Origin of the sequence: Rhizomicrobium sp. (assembly GCA_037200045.1) — a bacterium.
Taxonomy (GTDB): domain Bacteria; phylum Pseudomonadota; class Alphaproteobacteria; order Micropepsales; family Micropepsaceae; genus Rhizomicrobium.
The window spans coordinates 917,974-936,741 of the sequence record JBBCHM010000002.1 but is presented as its reverse complement, the minus strand read 5'-3'; the positions used below and the strand labels follow the sequence as shown (position 1 = coordinate 936,741).

The 18,768-nt window shown below is 66.2% G+C and carries 24 protein-coding genes; 20 read left to right on the top strand and 4 right to left on the bottom strand.

Annotated features, from left to right (window positions below; all coding sequences use genetic code 11):
• From nuoG to WDM86_19570, 14 genes are all read left to right on the top strand, one after another.
• Entirely contained in the window at window positions 1-2,130 is a 2,130-nt protein-coding gene (gene nuoG / locus WDM86_19635) for an NADH-quinone oxidoreductase subunit NuoG (protein ID MEI9992238.1), read from the top strand.
• A gap of 4 nt (window positions 2,131-2,134) precedes the next feature.
• Window positions 2,135-3,187: an NADH-quinone oxidoreductase subunit NuoH gene (gene nuoH, locus WDM86_19630; GenBank protein ID MEI9992237.1), complete on the top strand. Its 1,053-nt coding sequence runs from the start codon at window positions 2,135-2,137 to the stop codon at window positions 3,185-3,187.
• A 7-nt stretch (window positions 3,188-3,194) separates the two neighbouring features.
• On the top strand, window positions 3,195-3,683 hold the full coding sequence (nuoI, locus tag WDM86_19625; GenBank protein MEI9992236.1) for an NADH-quinone oxidoreductase subunit NuoI: 489 nt from the start codon (window positions 3,195-3,197) through the stop codon (window positions 3,681-3,683).
• Between the two features lie 5 nt (window positions 3,684-3,688).
• Window positions 3,689-4,300, top strand: a complete 612-nt coding sequence (locus WDM86_19620; protein ID MEI9992235.1) for an NADH-quinone oxidoreductase subunit J — start codon at window positions 3,689-3,691, stop codon at window positions 4,298-4,300.
• A 2-nt stretch (window positions 4,301-4,302) separates the two neighbouring features.
• Window positions 4,303-4,611, top strand: coding sequence for an NADH-quinone oxidoreductase subunit NuoK (gene nuoK / locus WDM86_19615; protein ID MEI9992234.1), 309 nt, complete (start codon window positions 4,303-4,305; stop codon window positions 4,609-4,611).
• A gap of 1 nt (window position 4,612) precedes the next feature.
• On the top strand, window positions 4,613-6,640 hold the full coding sequence (nuoL, locus tag WDM86_19610) for an NADH-quinone oxidoreductase subunit L (protein MEI9992233.1): 2,028 nt from the start codon (window positions 4,613-4,615) through the stop codon (window positions 6,638-6,640).
• Window positions 6,637-8,232, top strand: a complete 1,596-nt coding sequence (locus WDM86_19605; GenBank protein ID MEI9992232.1) for an NADH-quinone oxidoreductase subunit M — start codon at window positions 6,637-6,639, stop codon at window positions 8,230-8,232. Before nuoL ends, WDM86_19605 begins: the two co-directional genes overlap by 4 nt.
• A 316-nt stretch (window positions 8,233-8,548) precedes the next feature.
• Window positions 8,549-9,286, top strand: a complete 738-nt coding sequence (locus WDM86_19600) for an NADH-quinone oxidoreductase subunit N (protein ID MEI9992231.1) — start codon at window positions 8,549-8,551, stop codon at window positions 9,284-9,286.
• An 84-nt stretch (window positions 9,287-9,370) separates the two neighbouring features.
• The gene (locus WDM86_19595; GenBank protein ID MEI9992230.1) at window positions 9,371-9,601 is read left to right on the top strand and encodes a hypothetical protein; all 231 of its coding nucleotides are present in this window, start codon (window positions 9,371-9,373) and stop codon (window positions 9,599-9,601) included.
• A 324-nt stretch (window positions 9,602-9,925) separates the two neighbouring features.
• Entirely contained in the window at window positions 9,926-10,351 is a 426-nt protein-coding gene (locus tag WDM86_19590; GenBank protein MEI9992229.1) for a biotin/lipoate--protein ligase family protein, read from the top strand.
• Window positions 10,352-10,360: 9 nt separating this feature from the next.
• Entirely contained in the window at window positions 10,361-10,720 is a 360-nt protein-coding gene (locus WDM86_19585; GenBank protein ID MEI9992228.1) for a type III pantothenate kinase, read from the top strand.
• On the top strand, window positions 10,659-11,159 hold the full coding sequence (locus WDM86_19580) for a type III pantothenate kinase (GenBank protein ID MEI9992227.1): 501 nt from the start codon (window positions 10,659-10,661) through the stop codon (window positions 11,157-11,159). Before WDM86_19585 ends, WDM86_19580 begins: the two co-directional genes overlap by 62 nt.
• A complete protein-coding gene (locus tag WDM86_19575) occupies window positions 11,156-12,511 on the top strand; it encodes a ribonuclease J (protein ID MEI9992226.1) in 1,356 nt (451 codons plus the stop codon). Before WDM86_19580 ends, WDM86_19575 begins: the two co-directional genes overlap by 4 nt.
• Window positions 12,493-12,819 carry a hypothetical protein gene (locus WDM86_19570; GenBank protein MEI9992225.1) on the top strand — a complete coding sequence of 109 codons (327 nt, stop codon included), beginning with the start codon at window positions 12,493-12,495 and terminating at the stop codon, window positions 12,817-12,819. Before WDM86_19575 ends, WDM86_19570 begins: the two co-directional genes overlap by 19 nt.
• 15 nt (window positions 12,820-12,834) lie before the next feature.
• Here WDM86_19570 and WDM86_19565 read toward each other — a convergent pair whose 3' ends face one another.
• Window positions 12,835-13,098 (bottom strand): hypothetical protein, encoded by a 264-nt coding sequence (locus tag WDM86_19565; protein ID MEI9992224.1) that lies wholly within the window; start codon window positions 13,096-13,098, stop codon window positions 12,835-12,837.
• Window positions 13,099-13,294: 196 nt separating this feature from the next.
• Between WDM86_19565 and mce the strand changes: the two genes are divergently transcribed.
• Both mce and WDM86_19555 read left to right on the top strand, forming a co-directional pair.
• Window positions 13,295-13,699 carry a methylmalonyl-CoA epimerase gene (gene mce, locus WDM86_19560; protein MEI9992223.1) on the top strand — a complete coding sequence of 135 codons (405 nt, stop codon included), beginning with the start codon at window positions 13,295-13,297 and terminating at the stop codon, window positions 13,697-13,699.
• An 18-nt stretch (window positions 13,700-13,717) separates the two neighbouring features.
• Window positions 13,718-13,930 carry a DUF1467 family protein gene (locus WDM86_19555; protein MEI9992222.1) on the top strand — a complete coding sequence of 71 codons (213 nt, stop codon included), beginning with the start codon at window positions 13,718-13,720 and terminating at the stop codon, window positions 13,928-13,930.
• On the opposite strand, the gene WDM86_19550 is transcribed toward WDM86_19555, so the two are convergent.
• Window positions 13,931-14,536: an NCS2 family permease gene (locus WDM86_19550; protein MEI9992221.1), complete on the bottom strand. Its 606-nt coding sequence runs from the start codon at window positions 14,534-14,536 to the stop codon at window positions 13,931-13,933.
• A gap of 95 nt (window positions 14,537-14,631) precedes the next feature.
• On the opposite strand from WDM86_19550, the gene WDM86_19545 reads away from it, so the two are divergent.
• Window positions 14,632-14,895 (top strand): hypothetical protein, encoded by a 264-nt coding sequence (locus WDM86_19545; protein MEI9992220.1) that lies wholly within the window; start codon window positions 14,632-14,634, stop codon window positions 14,893-14,895.
• Here the strand turns inward: WDM86_19545 and WDM86_19540 are convergent.
• The gene (locus WDM86_19540; protein MEI9992219.1) at window positions 14,883-15,137 is read right to left on the bottom strand and encodes a hypothetical protein; all 255 of its coding nucleotides are present in this window, start codon (window positions 15,135-15,137) and stop codon (window positions 14,883-14,885) included. The two genes, WDM86_19545 and WDM86_19540, sit on opposite strands and share 13 nt — an antisense overlap.
• 438 nt (window positions 15,138-15,575) lie before the next feature.
• On the opposite strand from WDM86_19540, the gene WDM86_19535 reads away from it, so the two are divergent.
• The 3 genes from WDM86_19535 (at window position 15,576) to WDM86_19525 (ending at window position 17,220) form a co-directional block, all read left to right on the top strand.
• Window positions 15,576-16,163, top strand: a complete 588-nt coding sequence (locus tag WDM86_19535; protein MEI9992218.1) for a hypothetical protein — start codon at window positions 15,576-15,578, stop codon at window positions 16,161-16,163.
• Window positions 16,164-16,505: 342 nt separating this feature from the next.
• A complete protein-coding gene (locus tag WDM86_19530) occupies window positions 16,506-17,072 on the top strand; it encodes a hypothetical protein (GenBank protein ID MEI9992217.1) in 567 nt (188 codons plus the stop codon).
• A gap of 7 nt (window positions 17,073-17,079) precedes the next feature.
• Window positions 17,080-17,220, top strand: coding sequence for a hypothetical protein (locus WDM86_19525; protein ID MEI9992216.1), 141 nt, complete (start codon window positions 17,080-17,082; stop codon window positions 17,218-17,220).
• Window positions 17,221-17,342: 122 nt separating this feature from the next.
• Here WDM86_19525 and WDM86_19520 read toward each other — a convergent pair whose 3' ends face one another.
• Entirely contained in the window at window positions 17,343-18,650 is a 1,308-nt protein-coding gene (locus WDM86_19520; protein ID MEI9992215.1) for an aminoacyl--tRNA ligase-related protein, read from the bottom strand.
• Window positions 18,651-18,768: the final 118 nt, after the last annotated feature.

Sequence of the window (18,768 nt, the reverse complement as noted above, 5' to 3'; positions counted from 1 at the left end):
ATGCCCTCACGCAAGCTCATCATCGACGGCAAGGAAGTGGAGGCGGACGACAACGCCACGCTGCTGCAGGTCTGCGAGACCACCGGCGCCGAGATTCCGCGCTTCTGCTATCACGAGCGCCTCTCCGTCGCCGGCAATTGCCGCATGTGCCTGGTCGAATGGGTCGGGGCGCCCAAGCCGCAGGCCTCCTGCGCGCTGCAGATCAAGGACATCATGCCGAACCGCGACGGCACGCCGGCCAAGATCAACACCAACTCCGAAATCGCCCGCCGCGCCCGCGAGGGCGTGATGGAGTTCCTGCTGATCAACCATCCGCTCGATTGCCCGATCTGCGATCAGGGCGGCGAGTGCGATTTGCAGGACCAGGCGATGGGCTATGGCCGCGCCGCCTTCAACCGCTTCCACGAGAACAAGCGCGCCGTCGAAGACAAATACATGGGTCCGCTGGTCAAGACCGTCATGACCCGCTGCATCCAGTGCACGCGCTGCATCCGCTTCGCCACCGAAGTCGCCGGCGTCCCCGATCTGGGCGCCACCGGCCGCGGCGAGGACATGGAGATCACGACCTATCTCGAAAAGGCGTTCGCATCGGAACTCTCCGGCAACGTCGTTGATCTCTGCCCGGTCGGCGCGCTGACCTCAAAGCCTTACGCCTTCAACGCGCGCCCCTGGGAGCTGCGCCACACCGACTCCGTCGACGTGATGGACGCGCAGGGCTGCAATATCGTCGTCGATGCGCGCGGGCCCCAGGTCATGCGCGTGCTGCCGCGCCTCAACGAAGAGGTGAACGAGGAGTGGATCTCCGACAAGGCCCGTCATGCCTGTGACGGCCTGATGCGCCAGCGCCTCGACCGGCCTTATGTCCGCAAGAGCGGCAAGCTCCAGCCCGCCACCTGGGGCGAGGCCTTCGCCGCCATCGCGGCGCGCGTGTCGCAGACCACGCCCGACAAGATGGCCGCCATCGCCGGCGACCTCGCCGCGGCGGAGGAGGTCAAGGCGCTGAAGGACCTGATGGCGGCGCTCGGCGTGGCAAATATCGACTGCCGGCAGGACGGCACCAAGCTCGGTGGCGCGCGCCAGTCCTATCTCTTCAACACCACCATCGCCGGCGTTGAAGCCGCCGACGCGATCCTTCTGATCGGTGCCAATCCGCGCTGGGAAGCCCCCGTGCTGAACGCGCGCATCCGCAAGGCCTGGTCGAACGGCGCCGTCAAGATCGCCGGCATCGGCGTGACGATGAACCAGACCTATCCGGTCGCCGATCTCGGCGCCGGCGTCGAAGTGCTGGAGCAGATCGCCAATGGCGGCCATGCCTTCGCTCAGGTGCTGCGCGACGCCAAGCGCCCGATGCTGATCCTCGGCGCCGGCGCGGTCGCGCGCGCCGACGGCGCCGCAATCCTGAAGGCCGCGGCGAAGATCGCCGCCGACACCGGCATGATCGGCCCTGCCGGCAAGGCGGCCGAAGGCGGCTGGAACGGATTCAACGTGCTGCATACCGCCGCCTCGCGCGTCGCGGCGCTCGATCTCGGCTTCGTGCCGGGTGATGGCGGGCGCGACGTCGCCGGCATCGTCGATGGCGCGCAGAAGGGCGAGATCGACTTTATCTATCTGCTCGGCGCCGACGAGTGCGACGTCGCCCATCTCGGCCGCGCCTTCGTCGTCTATCAAGGCAGCCATGGCGATGCCGGCGCGCACAATGCCGATGTCATCCTGCCCGGCGCCGCCTATACCGAGAAGGAAGGTCTCTATTTGAATTTCGAGGGCCGCGTGCAGCCCGGCCATCGCGCCGTCTTCCCGCCCGGCGAGGCGAAAGAGGATTGGGCGATCATCCGCGCGCTCTCCGACGTGCTCGGCAAGAAGCTGCCCTACGACACGCTCGACGCCCTGCGCGCGGCGATGGTCGCCGAGGCGCCGCATTTCGCCGATCATCACGAGTTGGTGCCGCATGGCGGCGCCGGCGCGACCGATTGGGCCCAAGTCGGCGCCGACCGGCCGCTCGACACCTCGCTGCCGCTCGGCAGCACGATGGCCGACTACTACCTGACGAACCCGATCGCGCGCGCCAGTACCACGATGGCCGAATGCAGCCGCGAATTCGTCACCGGCGCCTCGCAGATGGCGGCGGAGTAGGGCGATGCTTCTGACGCACTACTTCAACACGCTGGGGCTTCCTTACGGCTGGGCCTGGACCTTGAGCCAGGTCCTGGTGCTCGGCGTGCTCGAATTCCTCATGCTGCTGATGGTCGCCGCCGTCATCCTGCTCGACCGCAAGATCTGGGCGGCGGTGCAGCTTCGCCGCGGCCCCAACGTGGTGGGCCCGTTCGGCGTGCTGCAGACCATCGCCGACGCCTTCAAATTCCTGCTCAAGGAAGTCGTCATCCCGGCCGGCGCCAACAAGGTGATCTTCATCCTGGCGCCGCTCGTCACCGCCACGCTCGCCTTCGCCGGCTGGGCCGTGGTGCCGCTGGACGACGGCTGGGTCGCCGCCGACATCAATGTCGGCATCCTCTATCTCTTCGCCATGTCCTCGCTCGGCGTCTACGGCATCATCATGGCGGGCTGGGCGTCGAATTCGAAATACCCGTTCCTCTCCGCCTTGCGCGCCGCGGCCCAGATGGTGTCCTACGAGGTCTCGATCGGCTTCGTGATCATCACCGTGCTCTTGTTCGCCGGCTCGCTGAACCTCTCCGCCATTGTGCGGGCGCAGGAGACCAGCAGCGTCTTCGCCTTCGCTGGCTGGAACGTGTTCTCGATCCTCTTTCCCATGCTGCCGATCTTCTTCGTCTCGGCGCTGGCCGAGACCAACCGCCCGCCCTTCGACCTGGTGGAGGCGGAGTCCGAACTGGTCGCCGGCTTCTTCGTCGAATATTCGGCGACGCCGTTCTTGCTGTTTTTCCTGGGCGAATACATCAGCGTCCTTCTGATGTGTGCGCTGTGCTCGGTGCTGTTCTTCGGCGGCTGGCTGCCGCCGCTGAACGTCGTGCCCTTCACGCTGGTTCCGGGCGTGATCTGGCTCGCGCTGAAGATGCTGTTCTTCTTCTTCCTTTTCGCGATGGTGAAGGCCATAGTGCCGCGCTATCGCTACGATCAACTCATGCGGCTCGGCTGGAAGGTCTTCCTGCCGACGTCGCTCATCTGGGTGGTGGTCACGGCGGGCTATGTGCTCGTCTTCCACCACCATGCGTGAGGCCGCCATGGCTACACTCGACCGCACCGCCCGCCAGCTGTTCTTCTGGGAGTTCGTCACGAGCTTCTTCCTCGCGATGCGCTACTTCTTCGCGCCGAAGACGACGATCAACTATCCCTTCGAGAAGGGCCCGCTCAGCCCGCGCTTCCGCGGCGAGCATGCGCTGCGCCGCTATCCCAACGGCGAAGAACGCTGCATCGCCTGCAAGCTGTGCGAGGCGATCTGCCCCGCCCAGGCCATCACCATCGAGGCCGAGCCGCGCGACGACGGTTCGCGCCGCACCACGCGCTACGACATCGACATGGTGAAGTGCATCTACTGCGGGTTGTGCCAGGAAGCCTGTCCGGTGGACGCCATCGTGGAAGGCCCGAATTTCGAATACGCCACCGAAACGCGCGAGGAGCTCTACTACAACAAGGACAAGCTGCTCGCGAACGGCGACCGCTGGGAGCGCGAGATCGCGCGCAATCTCGAACTCGACGCGCCGTACAGGTAACGCAGATGCTGCTCCAGGCCATCGCCTTCTACGTCTTTTCCGCGGTCATGCTCGCCGCCGCGTTCATGGTGATCGTGGCGCGCAACCCCGTGCATTCGGTGTTCTTCCTGATCCTCGCCTTCTTCAACGCCGCGGGCCTCTTCGTGCTGCTCGGCGCCGAATTCCTCGCGATGATCCTGGTCATCGTCTATGTCGGCGCGGTCGCCGTGCTGTTCCTGTTCGTGGTGATGATGCTCGATGTCGATTTCGCCGAGCTCAAGAGCGGCGTGCAGCAATACATCCTGGTGGGCGCCGGCGTCGGCCTGCTGCTCTTGTTCGAGCTCGCCTTCTTCGTCGCGACCAAGTGGAACCTCAACTCCGCCGCGCCGTCGGCGCTGGCGCATCCGACGCCGGCCACGCTCAGCAACACCGAAGCGATCGGGCGCATCCTCTACACCGACTACATCTATTACTTCCAGGTCGCGGGTCTGGTGCTGCTGGTCGCGATGATCGGCGCCATCGTGCTGACGCTGCGCCACCGGCCCGGCGTGCGCCGCCAGAACATCGGCAAGCAGAACGCGCGCGTGATGGCCGATGCGATGACCGTCGTGGACGTCAAGCCGGGGCAGGGAGCCTGAACATGGCCATCGGACTTGGGCAATATCTCTTCGTCGCGGCGGTGCTGTTCACCATCGGGGTGTTCGGCATCTTCCTGAACCGCAAGAACGTCATCGTCATCCTGATGTCGATCGAGCTGATCCTGCTCGCCGTCAACATCAACTTCGTGGCGTTCTCCTCCTTCCTGCACGATCTGGTGGGGCAGGTCTTCGCCCTGTTCATCCTGACGGTGGCGGCAGCGGAATCCGCCATCGGGCTCGCCATTCTCGTCGTCTATTTCCGCAACCGCGGCACGATCGCCGTGGAAGACGTCAACCTGATGAAGGGCTGAGATGTACGCCGCGCTCGTCTTCCTCCCCATCATCGCTTCGGCTATCGCCGGCCTGTTCGGCCGCCTCATCGGGGCACGCGCCTCGGAGCTGATCACCACCGGCGCGCTGTTCATCTCCGCCGGGCTGTCGATCGTCGCGTTCTACGACACGACGATTCTCGGCCATTCGCACATCATCCAGATCATGCCCTGGATCTATTCCGGCGATCTCAAGGTCGATTGGGCGATCCGGGTCGACGCGCTGACCGGCGTCATGCTGGTCGTCGTGACCGGCGTCTCCTCGCTGGTCCACCTCTACTCCATCGGCTACATGGCCGAGGACGACAGCCGCGCGCGCTTCTTCTCCTATCTGTCGTTCTTCACCTTCGCGATGCTGATGCTGGTGACGGCGAACAATTTCGTCCAGATGTTCTTCGGCTGGGAGGGCGTCGGCGTCGCTTCCTATCTCTTGATCGGCTTCTGGTACAAGAAGCCGGAGGCCAACGCCGCCGCGATCAAGGCCTTCGTGGTCAACCGCGTCGGCGATTTCGGCTTCGCGCTCGGCATCTTCGGCATCTTCTACATCTTCAAGACGCTCGACTTCGACGCGGTGTTCGCCGCCGCGCCGGCCCAGGCCGGCCACACCTTCCATTTCGGAAGCTGGGACGTCGACGTGCTGACCACGCTCTGCCTGCTGCTGTTTGTCGGCGCGATGGGCAAGTCGGCGCAGCTCGGCCTGCACACCTGGCTGCCGGACGCCATGGAAGGCCCGACGCCGGTCTCCGCGTTGATCCATGCCGCCACCATGGTGACGGCCGGCGTGTTCCTGGTCTGCCGCTGCTCGCCGATGTTCGAATTGGCGCCCCGCGCCCTGGAATTCGTCACCTTCATCGGTGCGACGACGGCGTTCTTCGCCGCCTCGGTCGGCCTCTTCCAGAACGACATCAAGCGCGTCATCGCCTATTCGACATGCTCGCAGCTCGGCTACATGTTCGTCGCCGCCGGCGTCAGCGCCTATGGCGGCGCCATGTTCCATCTCTTCACCCACGCCTTCTTCAAGGCGCTGCTGTTCCTCTCCGCCGGTTCGGTGATCCACGCGATGCATCACGAGCAGGACATGCGCAAGATGGGCGGGCTGTGGAAGCAGATCCCGTTCACCTGGGCCATGATGCTGATCGGCAATCTCGCGCTGACCGGCGTCGGCATCCCGCTGCTGGGCGTCGGCCTGGCCGGCTTCTACTCCAAGGACGCGGTCATCAACGCCGCCTACGCCGCGCATAGCGGCATGGGCAACTATGCGTTCGTGCTCACGCTGGTCGCCGCGGCCATGACGTCGTTCTACTCCTGGCGCCAGTTCCTGATGACTTTCCACGGCCGCTACCGGGGCCAGGATCACGTCCACCTCTCGCACAGCGACAGCCACAGCCATACCGACGCGGAAGGGGACGACCATGGCGAGCACCATGCGCCCGCGCTGTCGGAGGTCCACGAATCCCCGCTGGTGATGCTGGTCCCGCTGGGCGTTCTCGCCCTCGGCGCGCTGTTCGCCGGCATGGCCTTTACGCATTACTTCATCGGCGAAGGCTCGCTTCAATTCTGGCACGGCGCGCTCGGCGCCATTGCCGGCGATCGCCTGAAGCCGATGCCGGAGGACTTCCCGGTCTGGGTCGAGCTCGCGCCGATCGTCCTGACGATCCTCGGCTTCGGCGTCGCCTACTACTATTACATCCTGAACCCCGACCTGCCGCGCCGGATGGCGGCCAAGCGCGGGCTGCTCTACCTCTTCCTCTACAACAAGTGGTACTTCGACGAACTGTACGACTTCCTGTTCGTCCAGCCCGCGCTGAAGCTCGGCCGCTTCCTGTGGAAGCGCGGCGACGGCACGGTGATCGACGGGCTCGGCCCCGACGGCATCGCCGCCCGCGTGCTGGACGCGACGCGCGGCGCGGTGCGCCTCCAGTCCGGTTACGTCTACCACTACGCCTTCGCGATGCTGATCGGCGTGGTCGCGCTCGCCACCTGGTTCATGCTCGCGGGAGCGCACCCATGAGCGGCTGGCCCATTCTCAGCATCGTCACCTTCCTGCCCCTGATCGGCGCGGGCGCCATCATTTTGCTGGCGCGCGGCTCGAACGCCACCGTCGCGAGCAACGCCCGCTGGATCGCGCTGGTCACGACCATCGTGGAGTTCGCGCTGTCGCTCGTGATCTGGGCGAAGTTCGACGGCCACACCGCCGCCTTCCAGTTCGAGGAGACCGCGAACTGGCTGGCGCCCGGCATCGGCTATCATCTGGGCGTCGACGGCATCTCGATGCTGTTCATCGTGCTGACCGCCGGGCTGATGCCGTTCTGCATCCTGGCGAGTTGGGAATCGATCGAGGATCGCGTCGCCGAATACATGATCGCGTTCCTCGCGCTCGAAACTATGATGATCGGCGTCTTCACCGCGCTCGATCTGGTGCTGTTCTACGTCTTCTTCGAAGCCGGCCTGATCCCGATGTTCCTGATCATCGGCGTGTGGGGCGGCAAGCGCCGCGTCTATGCCAGCTTCAAGTTCTTCCTCTACACGCTGCTCGGCTCGCTACTGATGCTGCTGGCGATCCTGGTGATGTATTACACCGCCGGCACGACCGACATCGTGACGCTGCTGCACTACCACTTTGATCCGAGGCTCCAGACCTTCCTCTGGCTGGCCTTCTTCGCGAGCTTCGCGGTCAAGATGCCGATGTGGCCGGTCCACACCTGGCTGCCCGACGCGCATGTCGAGGCGCCGACCGCTGGCTCCGTGATCCTGGCCGGCATCCTGCTGAAGATGGGCGGCTACGGCTTCCTGCGCTTCTCGCTGCCGATGTTCGCCAGCGCCTCGGTCACCTTCACGCCGCTGGTCTTCGCGCTCTCCGTCATCGCCATCATCTACACCTCGCTGGTGGCGCTGGCGCAGGAGGACATGAAGAAGCTCATCGCCTATTCCTCCATCGCCCATATGGGCTTCGTCACCATGGGCCTCTTCACGCTCACCCAGCAGGGCCTCGATGGCGGCATCTTCCAGATGCTCAGCCACGGCGTCGTTTCGGGCGCGCTGTTCCTCTGCGTCGGTGTGATCTACGACCGCATGCACACGCGCGAGATCGCGGCCTATGGCGGCCTCGTCAACCGCATGCCGATCTACGCCGCCTGCTTCATGGTGTTCACGCTGGCCAATGTCGGCCTGCCGGGCACCGGCGGCTTCGTCGGCGAGTTCATGACCATGCTGGGCGCCTTCATGGCCAACACCTGGGTCGCGATCTTCGCCGCCACGGGCGTGATCCTGTCGGCCGCCTATGCGCTCTATCTCTTATCGCCGCGTCGTGTTCGGCGAATTTGGTCAAGCCGGCGCTTCAGACCATCCAGGACCTTTCGCTGCGCGAGATCGCCATCCTGGCGCCGCTGGTGGTCCTCACCATCGCGATGGCATCTATCCCAAGCCGGTGTTCGACGTGACCTCGGCCTCCGTCGCCAACCTGATCGCCGAGCACCAGACCGCGCTCGCCATCGACCATGCGCCCAAGCTCGCGGCGCGGGGACTTCACCCATGACCCTGCAAGCCGACCTTCTCGTCCTTCTGCCGGAGCTTCTGCTCGCGGTCGGCACGCTGGTGCTCTGATCGGCGGCGTCACCGCGGGCGACCGTGCCGCCGGCGTCGTTTCCTGGCTGGCGATCGCGCTGATGGCCGTCGCCGGCTGGCTCGTCTTCGCGCAGGCGAGCCCCGCCTCGGCCTTCGGCGGCGCTTTCGTGGTTGATGGTTTCGCGCGGTTTCAGCAAGATCCTCATCCTCGCCGGCTCGGCGCTCTCCGTCCTGATGGCCAACGAGTTCTTCGGCCTCGAAAGGAGCCGGCGCTTCGAGCTGCCGGTGCTCATGCTTCTGGCCACGCTTGGCATGATGCTGATGGTCTCGGCCTCCAGCTTCAGTCGCGCTCTATATGGGCCTGGAGCTTCAGAGCCTGGCGCTCTACGTGCTGGCCGCCTTCAACCGGGATTCGCTGCGCTCGACCGAGGCCGGCCTCAAATATTTCGTCCTCGGCGCGCTGTCGTCCGGCATGCTGCTCTACGGCATCTCGCTGATCTACGGCTTCACAGGCTCGACGGAGTTCGCGGTCATCGCCAAGGCGACCGCCGGCGGCGGCGCCAATCTCGGCCTGATTTTCGGCCTCGTCTTCCTGATCGCGGGCCTCGCCTTCAAGGTCGGCGCCGTGCCCTTCCACATGTGGACGCCCGACGTGTACGAGGGCTCGCCCACGCCCGTCACCGCCTTCTTCGTCACCGCCGCCAAGGTCGCCGCCTTCGCGCTCTTCATCCGCGCTGTGGTCGCGCCGTTCCCCGGCCTGATCCATCAATGGCAGCAGATCGTCGTGGTGGTCTCGGTGCTGTCCCGTCGTCCTGGGCGCGGTCGCCGCCATCGGCCAGACCAACATCAAGCGCCTGCTCGCCTACAGCTCCATCGGCCATGTCGGCTACGCGCTGCTCGGCCTCGCCGCCGGGACGCAGCTCGGCATCCAGGGCATGCTGGTCTATCTGGCCTATTACCTGCTCACCAATCTCGGCATGTTCGCCCTGCGTCTCCGCCATGCGCCGCGACGGCGAGCCGGTGGAGGACATCCGCCAGCTTGCCGGCCTGTCGCGCACCCAGCCCTGGTTTGCCTTCGCCATGGCGGCGCTGACGCTCAGCCTTGCCGGCCTGCCGCCGCTCGCCGGCATCTTCGCCAAGCTTTACGTGTTCGGCGCCGCCATCCAGGCCCATCTCTATGTGCCGGGCCGTCATCAATATCGTCGCCAGCGTGGCGGGCGCGTTCTACTATTTGCGCATCCTGCAGATCATGTATTTCGACGAGCCGGTGCGCGGCTTCGACCGCGGCATCGGCGGCGGCACGCAGGCGATCATGTGGGGCACGAGCTTCGTCACCCTGTTCTTCGTCGTCGTTCCGGCGCCCCTGATCGCCATCGCCGGCAGCGCGGCGCACGCGCTGTTCCCGTGAGCCCGATCCGGCGTGGCCGCGCGGCTACGCCCTGAAGACCTTCGACGTCATCGACTCGACCAACGAAGAGGCCAAGCGCCTCGTCGCGCAAGGCGAGATGGGGCCGATCTGGATTTCGGCCGCGCGCCAGACCGCGGGCAGGGGGCGGCGCGGCCGCGTCTGGGAATCGCCCGCCGGCAACCTCGCCGCCACGCTCATGCTGCGCCCCGGCAAGCCGGCCCAGGACTGCGCCCAGCTCTCCTTCGCCGCCGCCATCGCCGCCTGCGACGCGCTGCGCGATTTCGCGCCGGCGGTGGAGCTGCGCGTGAATGGCCGAACGACGTCTTGGGGGCCGACCGCCGCAAGATCGCCGGCATCCTCCTGGAATCCTCCGGTCCGGCCGGAGAGGTTCCCGCCTGGCTCGCCATCGGCATCGGCATCAACCTTGCGGTGCATCCCGACGGCACCGAGTTTCCCGCCACTTCGCTGAAGGCCATGGGCGCCGCCGCGCCGACGCCCGACGACGCCCTGCTGCATCTCGCCGCCCATTTCGCCCGGTGGTATCGGCGCTGGCAGGATGAGGGCTTCGCGCCCATCCGCGATGCCTGGCTCGCCCGCGCCGCCGGTCTCGGCACCCGCATCCGCGCCAGGCTGGCGATCGGCGAGACCGCCGGCGTGTTCGAGGGCATCGACAACACCGGTGCTCTGGTCCTGCGCGAGGGCACGGGAAACGTCCGCCACATCGCTGCGGGCGAAGTGTTTTTCGCGTAAGGTCTTCCCATGCTTCTCGCCATCGACGCCGGCAACACCAACATCGTCTTCGCGGTCAGCGAAGCGGGGGAAATCCGCGCCGAATGGCGCGCGGTGACGGAAACCCGCCGCACCGCCGACGAATACGCGGTCCTGCTCCAGCCGCTGCTCCAGCTCCAGGGCATCAGCTTCGCCGACATCGACGCGGCGATCATCGCGACCGTCGTGCCCTCGGCGCTGTTCGACCTGCGCCAGCTCTGCCGCCGCTACCTCAAATGCGAGCCGCTGGTGATCGGCGATCCCGATCTCGACCTCGGCATCCGGATCAATGTTCGACCGTCCCGAGGCCGTCGGCGCCGACCGCCTGGTCAACACCGTCGCGGCGCATGAGCGCTACAAGGGCGCGCTGATCGTGGTCGATTTCGGCACCGCCACGACCTTCGACGTGGTGTCGGAGAACGGCGACTACGAGGGCGGCGTCATCGCGCCGGGCGCCAATCTCTCGGCCGAGGCGCTGCACGGGGCGGCCGCCATGCTGCCGCGCGTCGCCGTCGTGCGCACCCAGAGCGTGATCGGCAAGGACACCGTCCCCGCCATGCAGTCCGGCCTGTACTGGGGCTATGTCAGCCTGATCGAGGGCATTGTGGCGCGCATCAAGGAGGAGTACGGCAAGCCCATGACCGTCATCGGCACGGGCGGCCTCGCCAATCTGTTCCACCGCCAGACCGCGGCGATCGAGCATCTCGATCCCGACCTCACCATCCGCGGCCTCATCCAGATCCACGCGCGCAACGCCGAACGCGCCAAGGCGAAGCCCGCGCCCGCATGAACCATCCCGAACGCGACGACGAACTCGTCTTCCTGCCGCTCGGCGGCTCGGGCGAGATCGGCATGAACTTCAACGCCTATGGCTACGGCCCGCCGGACGACCGCAAATGGATCGTGGTCGATTGCGGCGTGCTGTTCGGGCGCGAGACCACCACGCCCGGCGTCGATCTCATCATGCCGGACATCCGCTTCCTCGCCGAACAGCGCGAGAACGTGCTCGCTATCGTCGCCACCCATGCGCACGAAGATCACATCGGCGCCATCCCGCATCTGTGGCCGCTGCTGCGTTGCCCGGTCTATGCCACGCCGTTCACCGCCGTGCTGATCGAGGGCAAGCTGGAAGAGGCCGGCCTCTCCGCCAAGGTGCATCCCAGGCGCGTGCCGCTCTCCGGCAGGATCGAGCTCGGCCCCTTCGCGATCGAGTTCATCTCGATCACCCATTCGATTCCCGAGCCCAATGCGCTCGCGATCCGCACGCCGCTCGGCCTCATCGTCCACACCGGCGACTGGAAGATCGACCCGGAGCCGCAGGTCGGCGAGGCCACCGACATCGCCGCGCTGAAGGCGCTGGGCGACGAGGGCGTGCTCGCCACCGTCTGCGATTCCACCAACGCGCTGGTCGCCGGCGAGTCCGGTTCCGAGGCGCGGGTGCGCGAGGCGCTGACGGCGCTGATCGGCACGCTGAAGGGCCGCGTCGCGGTGACTTCCTTCGCCTCGAACGTCGCGCGTCTCGACACCATCGCCCGGGCCGCCAAGGCGCTATGGCCGCCAGGTCGCCCTCGTCGGCCGCGCCATGCACAAGATCACCGCCGCCGCGCGCGAGACCGGCTATCTGAAGGGCTTCCCGTCGATCATCGACGAGGCCGAGGCGGCGCAACTTCCGCCCAATCGGGTCCTTTATCTGTGCACCGGCAGCCAGGGCGAGCCGCGCGCCGCGCTGGCCCGCATCGCCGAGGGCAACCATCCCAATGTCAGCCTCGGCAAGGGCGACGCCGTGATCTTCTCCAGTCGCGTCATTCCGGGCAACGACATCGCGATCCACGAGCTGCACAACAAGCTGTCGCTGCTCGGTGTCGAGGTCCTCTCCGCCGACGACCATTTCGTCCATGTCTCTGGCCATCCCTGCCGCGACGAACTGGCCGAGATGTACCGCTGGACCCGCCCGCAAATCTCCATTCCCGTCCATGGCGAGCCGCGCCACCAGGCCGAGCACGCCCGCCTCGCGCTTTCGCTGCAGGTGCCGCAGGCCATCGTGCCGGAGAACGGCCAGCTCATCCGCCTCGCCCCCGGCCGCGCCGGCGTGATCGACGAAGTGCCGTCGGGCCCGCGTCTACATGGACGGCCGGATATTGATCGGCGAGGGCGCCGGCCTCACCCGCCACCGCCGCGCGCTCGCCTTCGCCGGCATGATCGCGATCACGCTGGTACTCGACGGCAAGGGCCGCCCCGCCGCCGAGCCCGCGATCATCATCGAAGGCATCCCGGAGCCGGTGCACGACGCCATCCGCGCCGCGCTGGACGAGCCGCTCAAGCGCCACAATCCGAAGCGCGACCTGGACGGCCACGATCTCAAGGAAAGCGTCCGCCGCGCCGCCCGCCGGGCCGCCGAAAACGCCTGGGGCAAGAAGCCGGTGACGCGGGTGGAAGTGGTGCAGATCTAGCGAAGCGGGCCGCCGTCAGATCCAGCGCCGGATCGCGTCCATCGTGTCGTGCGGCCCGGTATTGAAGCACAGCTTCGCCCCCGGCGCCTTGGCGTGCACCACGTTCAGCAGCTTCTCGAACAGAACGAGATAGGCCGGGTTGTTCCGCACACCGGCGCCGATGCAGACGCAATCCGGCTTCTGCTTTTCGAGCGCATCGGCCAGCACCGTCTCGGCCGTCGCGCCGGTGTCGAGATAGAGGATGCTCGCCTCATAGCCCGCGGCCGCCAGCGCCGCCACCTGCGCGTTCAGCGCCGCGACCAGCGTCTCAGGATTGAGCGACGGACTGGTCCGGGGCGAAGTCGACGAGCGGCGGTTCCAGCCCCGCCACGATCACGCGCTTGCCCATTTGCCCCTCCGTAAATCGGCCGACATTGTTGCCGTCGTCGTTAGCATGATAGTTTGGCGGTTCGAAGTCATCAGCTTGGGAAGCCTCATGATCGGACGCCTCAACCACGTCGCCATCGCCACCGGCGACATCAAGAAAGCCGCCGCCATCTACCGTGACGTCCTCGGCGGCAAGGTCTCGGAGGAGGTGGCGCAGCCCGACCACGGCGTCACCACCGTGTTCGTCGATCTCGGCAACACCAAGATCGAATTGCTCGAGCCCCTGGGCGAGAACTCGCCGATCGCGAACTTCCTCAAGAAGAACCCGAACGGCGGCATGCACCATGTCTGCTACGAGGTCGAAGACATCTACGCCGCGCGCGACAAGATGAAAGCGGAAGGCGCGACGATCACCGGCACCGGAGAGCCCCGCATCGGCGCCCATGGCAAGCCGGTTCTCTTCCTGCACCCCAAGGATTTCGTCGGCACGCTGGTCGAGCTCGAACAGGCGTGACGCTTATCTCCTTTATCCATGGCGTGGTGCTGTTCGCGACCTACGCCATCCTGTGGTTCCTGTCGCTGTTCTGCCTGTTGCCGGTCGGCCTCGAGCGCCGAGACCGATCCGGAATCCGGCGCCCCGCTGACGCCGATGCTCGGCCGCAAGGCCCTGCTGGCGACCGGCATCTCGGCGGTGCTCTGGGTGCTCTTCTATGTGCTGATCGCGTTCAAGGTGCTCGACCTGTAGTCAGCCCGCCAGCGCGATTTTCGCCGCGAACGCAACCGCGATGATCGCCACCGCCGCGTTCACGTCGCGCCGGCGCCCCGACACGATCTTGATCGCGGCATAGGCGATGAAGCCGATTCCGATCCCGCCGGCGATCGAATAGGTGAAGGGGATGGCAAGCGCCGTCACCAGGGCCGGGGCGGCCTCCGTCATGTCGTCCCAGTCGATCTCCTTGAGGCCCTTGGCCATCAGCGCCGCGACGAAGACCAGCGCCGGCGCCGTCGCATAGGCCGGCACCGCGCCCGCCAGCGGCGCGAAGAACAGGCTCAGCAGGAACAGCACCGCCACCACGGCAGCCGTCAGGCCCGTCCGTCCGCCGGCCTGAACGCCCGCTGCGCTCTCGATATAGGCCGTCACCGGCGAGGTGCCGATGGCCGCGCCGATCATGGTGCCGACCGCATCGGCGGTCAGCGCCCGCCGCGCGTTCTTCAGCCGCCCGTCCAGCTCCAGCAGCCTGGCCTGCTGCGCCACGGCCGTCAGCGTGCCCGACGTGTCCAGCATGTCGATCAGGAAGAAGGCGAACACCGCGGTCGCGATCGTGCCGCCCGAGGCGCCGCCGAACGACATCTGAAACAGCGTCGGCGCCGGCGAAGGCGGCAGGGCAAGGATGGATGGGACCGGCTCCAGATTGCAGCAGCGCGGCAGCGACCGTAGCGGCCACGATGGCGATCAGCACCGCGCCCACGATCCGCCGCGCGGCCAGCGCGAACATCAGCACGAAGGCGCAAGCGGCGATCAGCACCTTGGGATCGGTCAGGACGCCCTGCTGGATCAGCGTCGCCGGGCTCGCCACCGCGATGCCGGCATTCTCGAATCCGATCAGCGCGAGGAAGAACCCGATCCCCGCCGCGATGGCGAGCTTCCTGGGGATCGCATTGATCAGCCATTCGCGGGCCGGACGTGACCGAGACGATCACGAACAGTGATGCCCGACAGGAACACGCAGCCCAGCGCCAGGCGCCAGTCGCCGCCCATCGCCGGCACGACGGTGAAGGCGAAATAGGCGTTCAGCCCCATCCCCGGGCGCCAGCGCGACCGGCAGGTTCGCGTACAGGCCCATCAGGAGCGTGGTGGCGGCGGAGGCGACGCAGGTCGCGACGAACACCGCGCCCGGATCCATGCCCGCCCGCGCCAGGATCTGCGGGTTCACGAACATGATGTAGGCCATCGTCAGGAAGGTCGTCGCTCCGGCGACGAGGTTCCCGCCGCGCTGTCGTGCCGTGCGCCTTCAGCGCGAACATCCGTTCGAACATTCCAGGTTCCCGCGCGTTGACGCCGCGGTTCCCATGGTTGCCGGATGTTCTGAAAATGCGAAAGGCCGGTTGCCCGGCCTTTCTTCCGCCCCTAGCGGTTATGCTCCCCGAACTTGGCCGCTCTAAAAAGCGCCTTTTTGGTTCTTTGTGGTGCAGGTTCATACTGGAATTCGCAGTGCCTGTCACGAAATATCTCGCCAACTGACACGAAATCAGCGCAACAAAATGTCAGTTCGACAACCCCCGCGAAGGCTGGGGTTGAGAGAGCGCTACCGCCGGACTTTTACGCCGAGCTGGCCGTTGCCTTGACACGGCGAGGTCGTGCCCGGAGCGTGGCGGCGGGACGGGGGATCATGCGCTCGGTTTTGCTTGCTTTGATTGTTCTGTGGCTCGGCGCCGGCACCGCCGAGGCGGCCGGCCAGTGGCGCATCCTCCGCGATCATTGGACGGCCGAGGACGAGGCGGGATTCGGCAAATTCGTCGCCGCCCTCGGGGCGAGCAATTGCAGCTCCTCGGAGAGCTGCCTGCGCGACGAGGCCAACCCCTACCGCAAGACCGACCAGCGCTTCATCGACATCGATGTCGACTGCGCCAAGCTCCCCTATCTCCTGCGCGGCTACTACGCCTGGAAGAACGGGCTGCCCTTCGGCTATGTCGATGGCGTCAGCGGGGAGGGCGGCGACCTGCGCTATACCAAGGCCGCCAACCGGGCGACCGGCCGCCACGAGATCGTCGACCGGGGCCAGGGCATCGACGGGCCCTCTACCCTTGCGCCAGATGATGGACGCGGTGTTCTCCGGCACCTACCGCACCGACGCCGCCGAGCGCCGCGGCGTGCTGTCCGACTTCTATTCGCCCGCCCTGCAGCCGGGCTCGATCCATCCCGGGTCGGTCGTCTACGACGTCAACGGCCATGTCGGCATCGTCTGGAAGGTCGATGAGGACGGCCGCATCTACTACATGGACGCCCATCCCGATTTCACCATCACCCGCAGGCGTCTACGGCGCGCAATTCGGCCAAAGCCCGATGCGCCTCGGCGGAGGCCTGAAGAACTGGCGGCCGTTCAAGCTTATCGGGCCCCACCACGAGTTCGGAGGGTCATCTCATCGGCGGCCGTCTCGCCTATGCCGAGAACGACCAGATCGCCGATTTCTCGCTGGTCCCAATACATCGGCACCGAGCCCAATCCCAGGATGGACGTTAAGAAGGCGCGGTTCCTCTACAACGGCGAGGAATTGGGCTTCTACGAATATGTCCGCGTCGCGGTCTCGGGCGGGCCCGCATGGACTTCAATCCGGTCTACGAGCTCAAGGCGACGATGAAGACCCTGTGCAACGATCATGGGCGACCTGCGCGCCAATATGTCGACCTCGACCTCAAGGACGGCATCGCGGTCAAGCCGCATCCCGAGCGCCTGCCGGACAACATCTACGGCTCGGAGAACCTGGAATGGGAGACCTATTCCACGCCCTCGCGCGACGCCCGCATCAAGGCCGCCTTCGTGCAGTTCTACAAGGACATGGCCCAGATGATCGATCTGTGGGTCAAGCGCGATCCGCGCATCGTCTATGACGGCAATTTCCTGAAAGACGACCTGCAGCGCGCCTATGCGCAGCAGAGCCGGGCCTGCACCATCACCTATCTCAACTCCGCCAGCCGTCCGGTCGCGATGACCTTCGACGACATGCTGCACCGGTTGTTCGACCTCTCCTTCGACCCCTATCATTGCGTCGAGCTGCGCTGGGGCGCCGACGGCGACGAACGCACCAGTTGCACCGACGGCAAGGCAAAGCAACGCTGGTACGAGGCCGAGCAGCGCCTGCTGCAACCAGCCCGACCGGACCTATGATTTGCAGATGGGTTTCAACATCGCCGAACTGAACGAGCGCGTCAGAGGCAGCGGCATCGACAAACCGCCGCCGGTCGACATCAAATCCCTGATCGACGCCATGCCAGATCGCGCGCCCCTGGCCGCGATGGTGCCGGTGGGACGGTAATCAAAAGAGGTTACAAAAAAAGATGTCATGGCCCACGAATGCGGCCCACCCAGTTGGGTTCTGTGTGGTGTTGCAGATTGTTAGAGCGCTGCTCGTGCAAATTCTGCTCGAGTGAGCTTGGATCACCTGGGTGGCCCGCATTCGCGGGCCATGACAATTGGGTTTAATACGCCCGCGCGATCAGCACCTCTTCGACGCCCGGCCGTCCCGTGAAGATGCACGGCCCGAATGTTGCCGGCTGATCCGACGGCGCGTTGCGCAGGGTGAGCTTCAGCGTCTTCAGCTTCGCATCGATCGCTTCCAGCTCCGCCCCGCTCGCCTTGCACCACGGGCGCGCGGACCCAGCCCTTGAATTCGTCATTGTCGTCCTCGCCGGCCGCGCCGAAATACTCGGCCAGCGCGTCCCAGGTCTTGATGTCGGTCTTGATGTTCGCGTCGAGCCGCGCCTTGGCCTCTTTGAACAGCGCCGCCTGGATCTCGACCAGCAGGGTGGGGACCAGCGCCACGAATTCGTCGCGGGGCAACGCCTGGCTCTTGATCTTGTCGCCGTCGCGCAGGACGACGTCGCGGCGCATGAAACGTGACCGTGCCGCTTGCCGCGTCGCGCGCGCCGAGCTCCACGATGATCGGAGCACCGCGCCGCACCCAGTTTCCAGCGCTTGTCGGCCGATTTGGTCGCCCGCTTGTCCACCAGCACGCGCAGCCGCTCGTCGAAGGCGCGTTCTGTCTTGAGGGACGCCGCCAGCCCTTCCGCGAATTCCAGCACCTGCGCATCTTCCGGCTTGTCGCGCAGCATCGGCACGATCACAACCTGGCGCGGCGCGATTGCCGGCGGCAGGCGCAGCCCGTCGTCGTCGCCATGGGTCATGATCACCCCGCCGACCATGCGGGTCGAAAGTCCCCAGCTCGTCGGTTCGCCCGCGTCGTTCTGGAACCGGATGTTCTGCGCCTCGGCAAAATGCGTCCCCAGGTAATGGGACGTGCCGGCCTGGAGCGCCTTGCCGTCCTGCATCATCGCCTCGATGGAATAGGTCGCGACCGCGCCGGGAAAGCGCTCGTTTCTCCGGCTTTTCGCCCGAGATCACCGGCACCGCCAGCGTCTCCTCGGAGAAGGCGCGGTAGACTTCGAGCATCTTCATCGTCTCCTCGACCGCCTCCGCCTCGCTGGCATGGGCGGTGTGGCCCTCCTGCCAGAGGAACTCGGTCGTGCGCAGGAACAGGCGCGGCCGCAGCTCCCAGCGCACCACATTGGCCCACTGGTTGATCAGCAAGGGCAGGTCGCGATGGCTCTTGATCCAGCGCGAGAAGGCGTCGCCGATGATGGTTTCCGAGGTCGGCCGCACGATGTACGGTTCCTCCAGCTTGGCCTCGGGATCGGGCACCAGTCTGCCGTCGATGTTCTTGAGCCGGTGATGGGTGACGACCGCCATCTCCTTGGCGAAGCCCTCGACATGCTCGGCCTCCTTGGCGATGAAGGAGAGCGGGATTGAACAGCGGGAAATAGGCGTTCTCGTGCCCGGTTTCCTTGATCCGGCGGTCGAGGTCGCG

Bases quoted from the DNA above. Each gene is read 5' to 3' on its own strand.
- WDM86_19545 (MEI9992220.1), top strand. From the start codon at position 14,632: ATGGCGATCAGCACCGCGCCCACGATCCGCCGCGCGGCCAGCGCGAAC.
- mce (MEI9992223.1), top strand. From the start codon at position 13,295: ATGATCGGACGCCTCAACCACGTCGCCATCGCCACCGGCGACATCAAG.
- WDM86_19530 (MEI9992217.1), top strand. From the start codon at position 16,506: ATGGACTTCAATCCGGTCTACGAGCTCAAGGCGACGATGAAGACCCTG.
- WDM86_19540 (MEI9992219.1), bottom strand. From the start codon at position 15,137: ATGGCCTACATCATGTTCGTGAACCCGCAGATCCTGGCGCGGGCGGGC.
- WDM86_19555 (MEI9992222.1), top strand. From the start codon at position 13,718: ATGGCGTGGTGCTGTTCGCGACCTACGCCATCCTGTGGTTCCTGTCGC.
- WDM86_19575 (MEI9992226.1), top strand. From the start codon at position 11,156: ATGAACCATCCCGAACGCGACGACGAACTCGTCTTCCTGCCGCTCGGC.
- nuoH (MEI9992237.1), top strand. From the start codon at position 2,135: ATGCTTCTGACGCACTACTTCAACACGCTGGGGCTTCCTTACGGCTGG.
- WDM86_19535 (MEI9992218.1), top strand. From the start codon at position 15,576: ATGCGCTCGGTTTTGCTTGCTTTGATTGTTCTGTGGCTCGGCGCCGGC.
- nuoK (MEI9992234.1), top strand. From the start codon at position 4,303: ATGGCCATCGGACTTGGGCAATATCTCTTCGTCGCGGCGGTGCTGTTC.
- nuoI (MEI9992236.1), top strand. From the start codon at position 3,195: ATGGCTACACTCGACCGCACCGCCCGCCAGCTGTTCTTCTGGGAGTTC.
- nuoL (MEI9992233.1), top strand. From the start codon at position 4,613: ATGTACGCCGCGCTCGTCTTCCTCCCCATCATCGCTTCGGCTATCGCC.
- WDM86_19520 (MEI9992215.1), bottom strand. From the start codon at position 18,650: ATGGCGGTCGTCACCCATCACCGGCTCAAGAACATCGACGGCAGACTG.
- WDM86_19570 (MEI9992225.1), top strand. From the start codon at position 12,493: ATGGACGGCCGGATATTGATCGGCGAGGGCGCCGGCCTCACCCGCCAC.
- WDM86_19585 (MEI9992228.1), top strand. From the start codon at position 10,361: ATGCTTCTCGCCATCGACGCCGGCAACACCAACATCGTCTTCGCGGTC.
- WDM86_19620 (MEI9992235.1), top strand. From the start codon at position 3,689: ATGCTGCTCCAGGCCATCGCCTTCTACGTCTTTTCCGCGGTCATGCTC.
- WDM86_19550 (MEI9992221.1), bottom strand. From the start codon at position 14,536: ATGTCGTTCGGCGGCGCCTCGGGCGGCACGATCGCGACCGCGGTGTTC.
- WDM86_19580 (MEI9992227.1), top strand. From the start codon at position 10,659: ATGTTCGACCGTCCCGAGGCCGTCGGCGCCGACCGCCTGGTCAACACC.
- WDM86_19605 (MEI9992232.1), top strand. From the start codon at position 6,637: ATGAGCGGCTGGCCCATTCTCAGCATCGTCACCTTCCTGCCCCTGATC.
- nuoG (MEI9992238.1), top strand. From the start codon at position 1: ATGCCCTCACGCAAGCTCATCATCGACGGCAAGGAAGTGGAGGCGGAC.
- WDM86_19600 (MEI9992231.1), top strand. From the start codon at position 8,549: ATGGGCCTGGAGCTTCAGAGCCTGGCGCTCTACGTGCTGGCCGCCTTC.
- WDM86_19595 (MEI9992230.1), top strand. From the start codon at position 9,371: ATGTGCCGGGCCGTCATCAATATCGTCGCCAGCGTGGCGGGCGCGTTC.
- WDM86_19525 (MEI9992216.1), top strand. From the start codon at position 17,080: ATGGGTTTCAACATCGCCGAACTGAACGAGCGCGTCAGAGGCAGCGGC.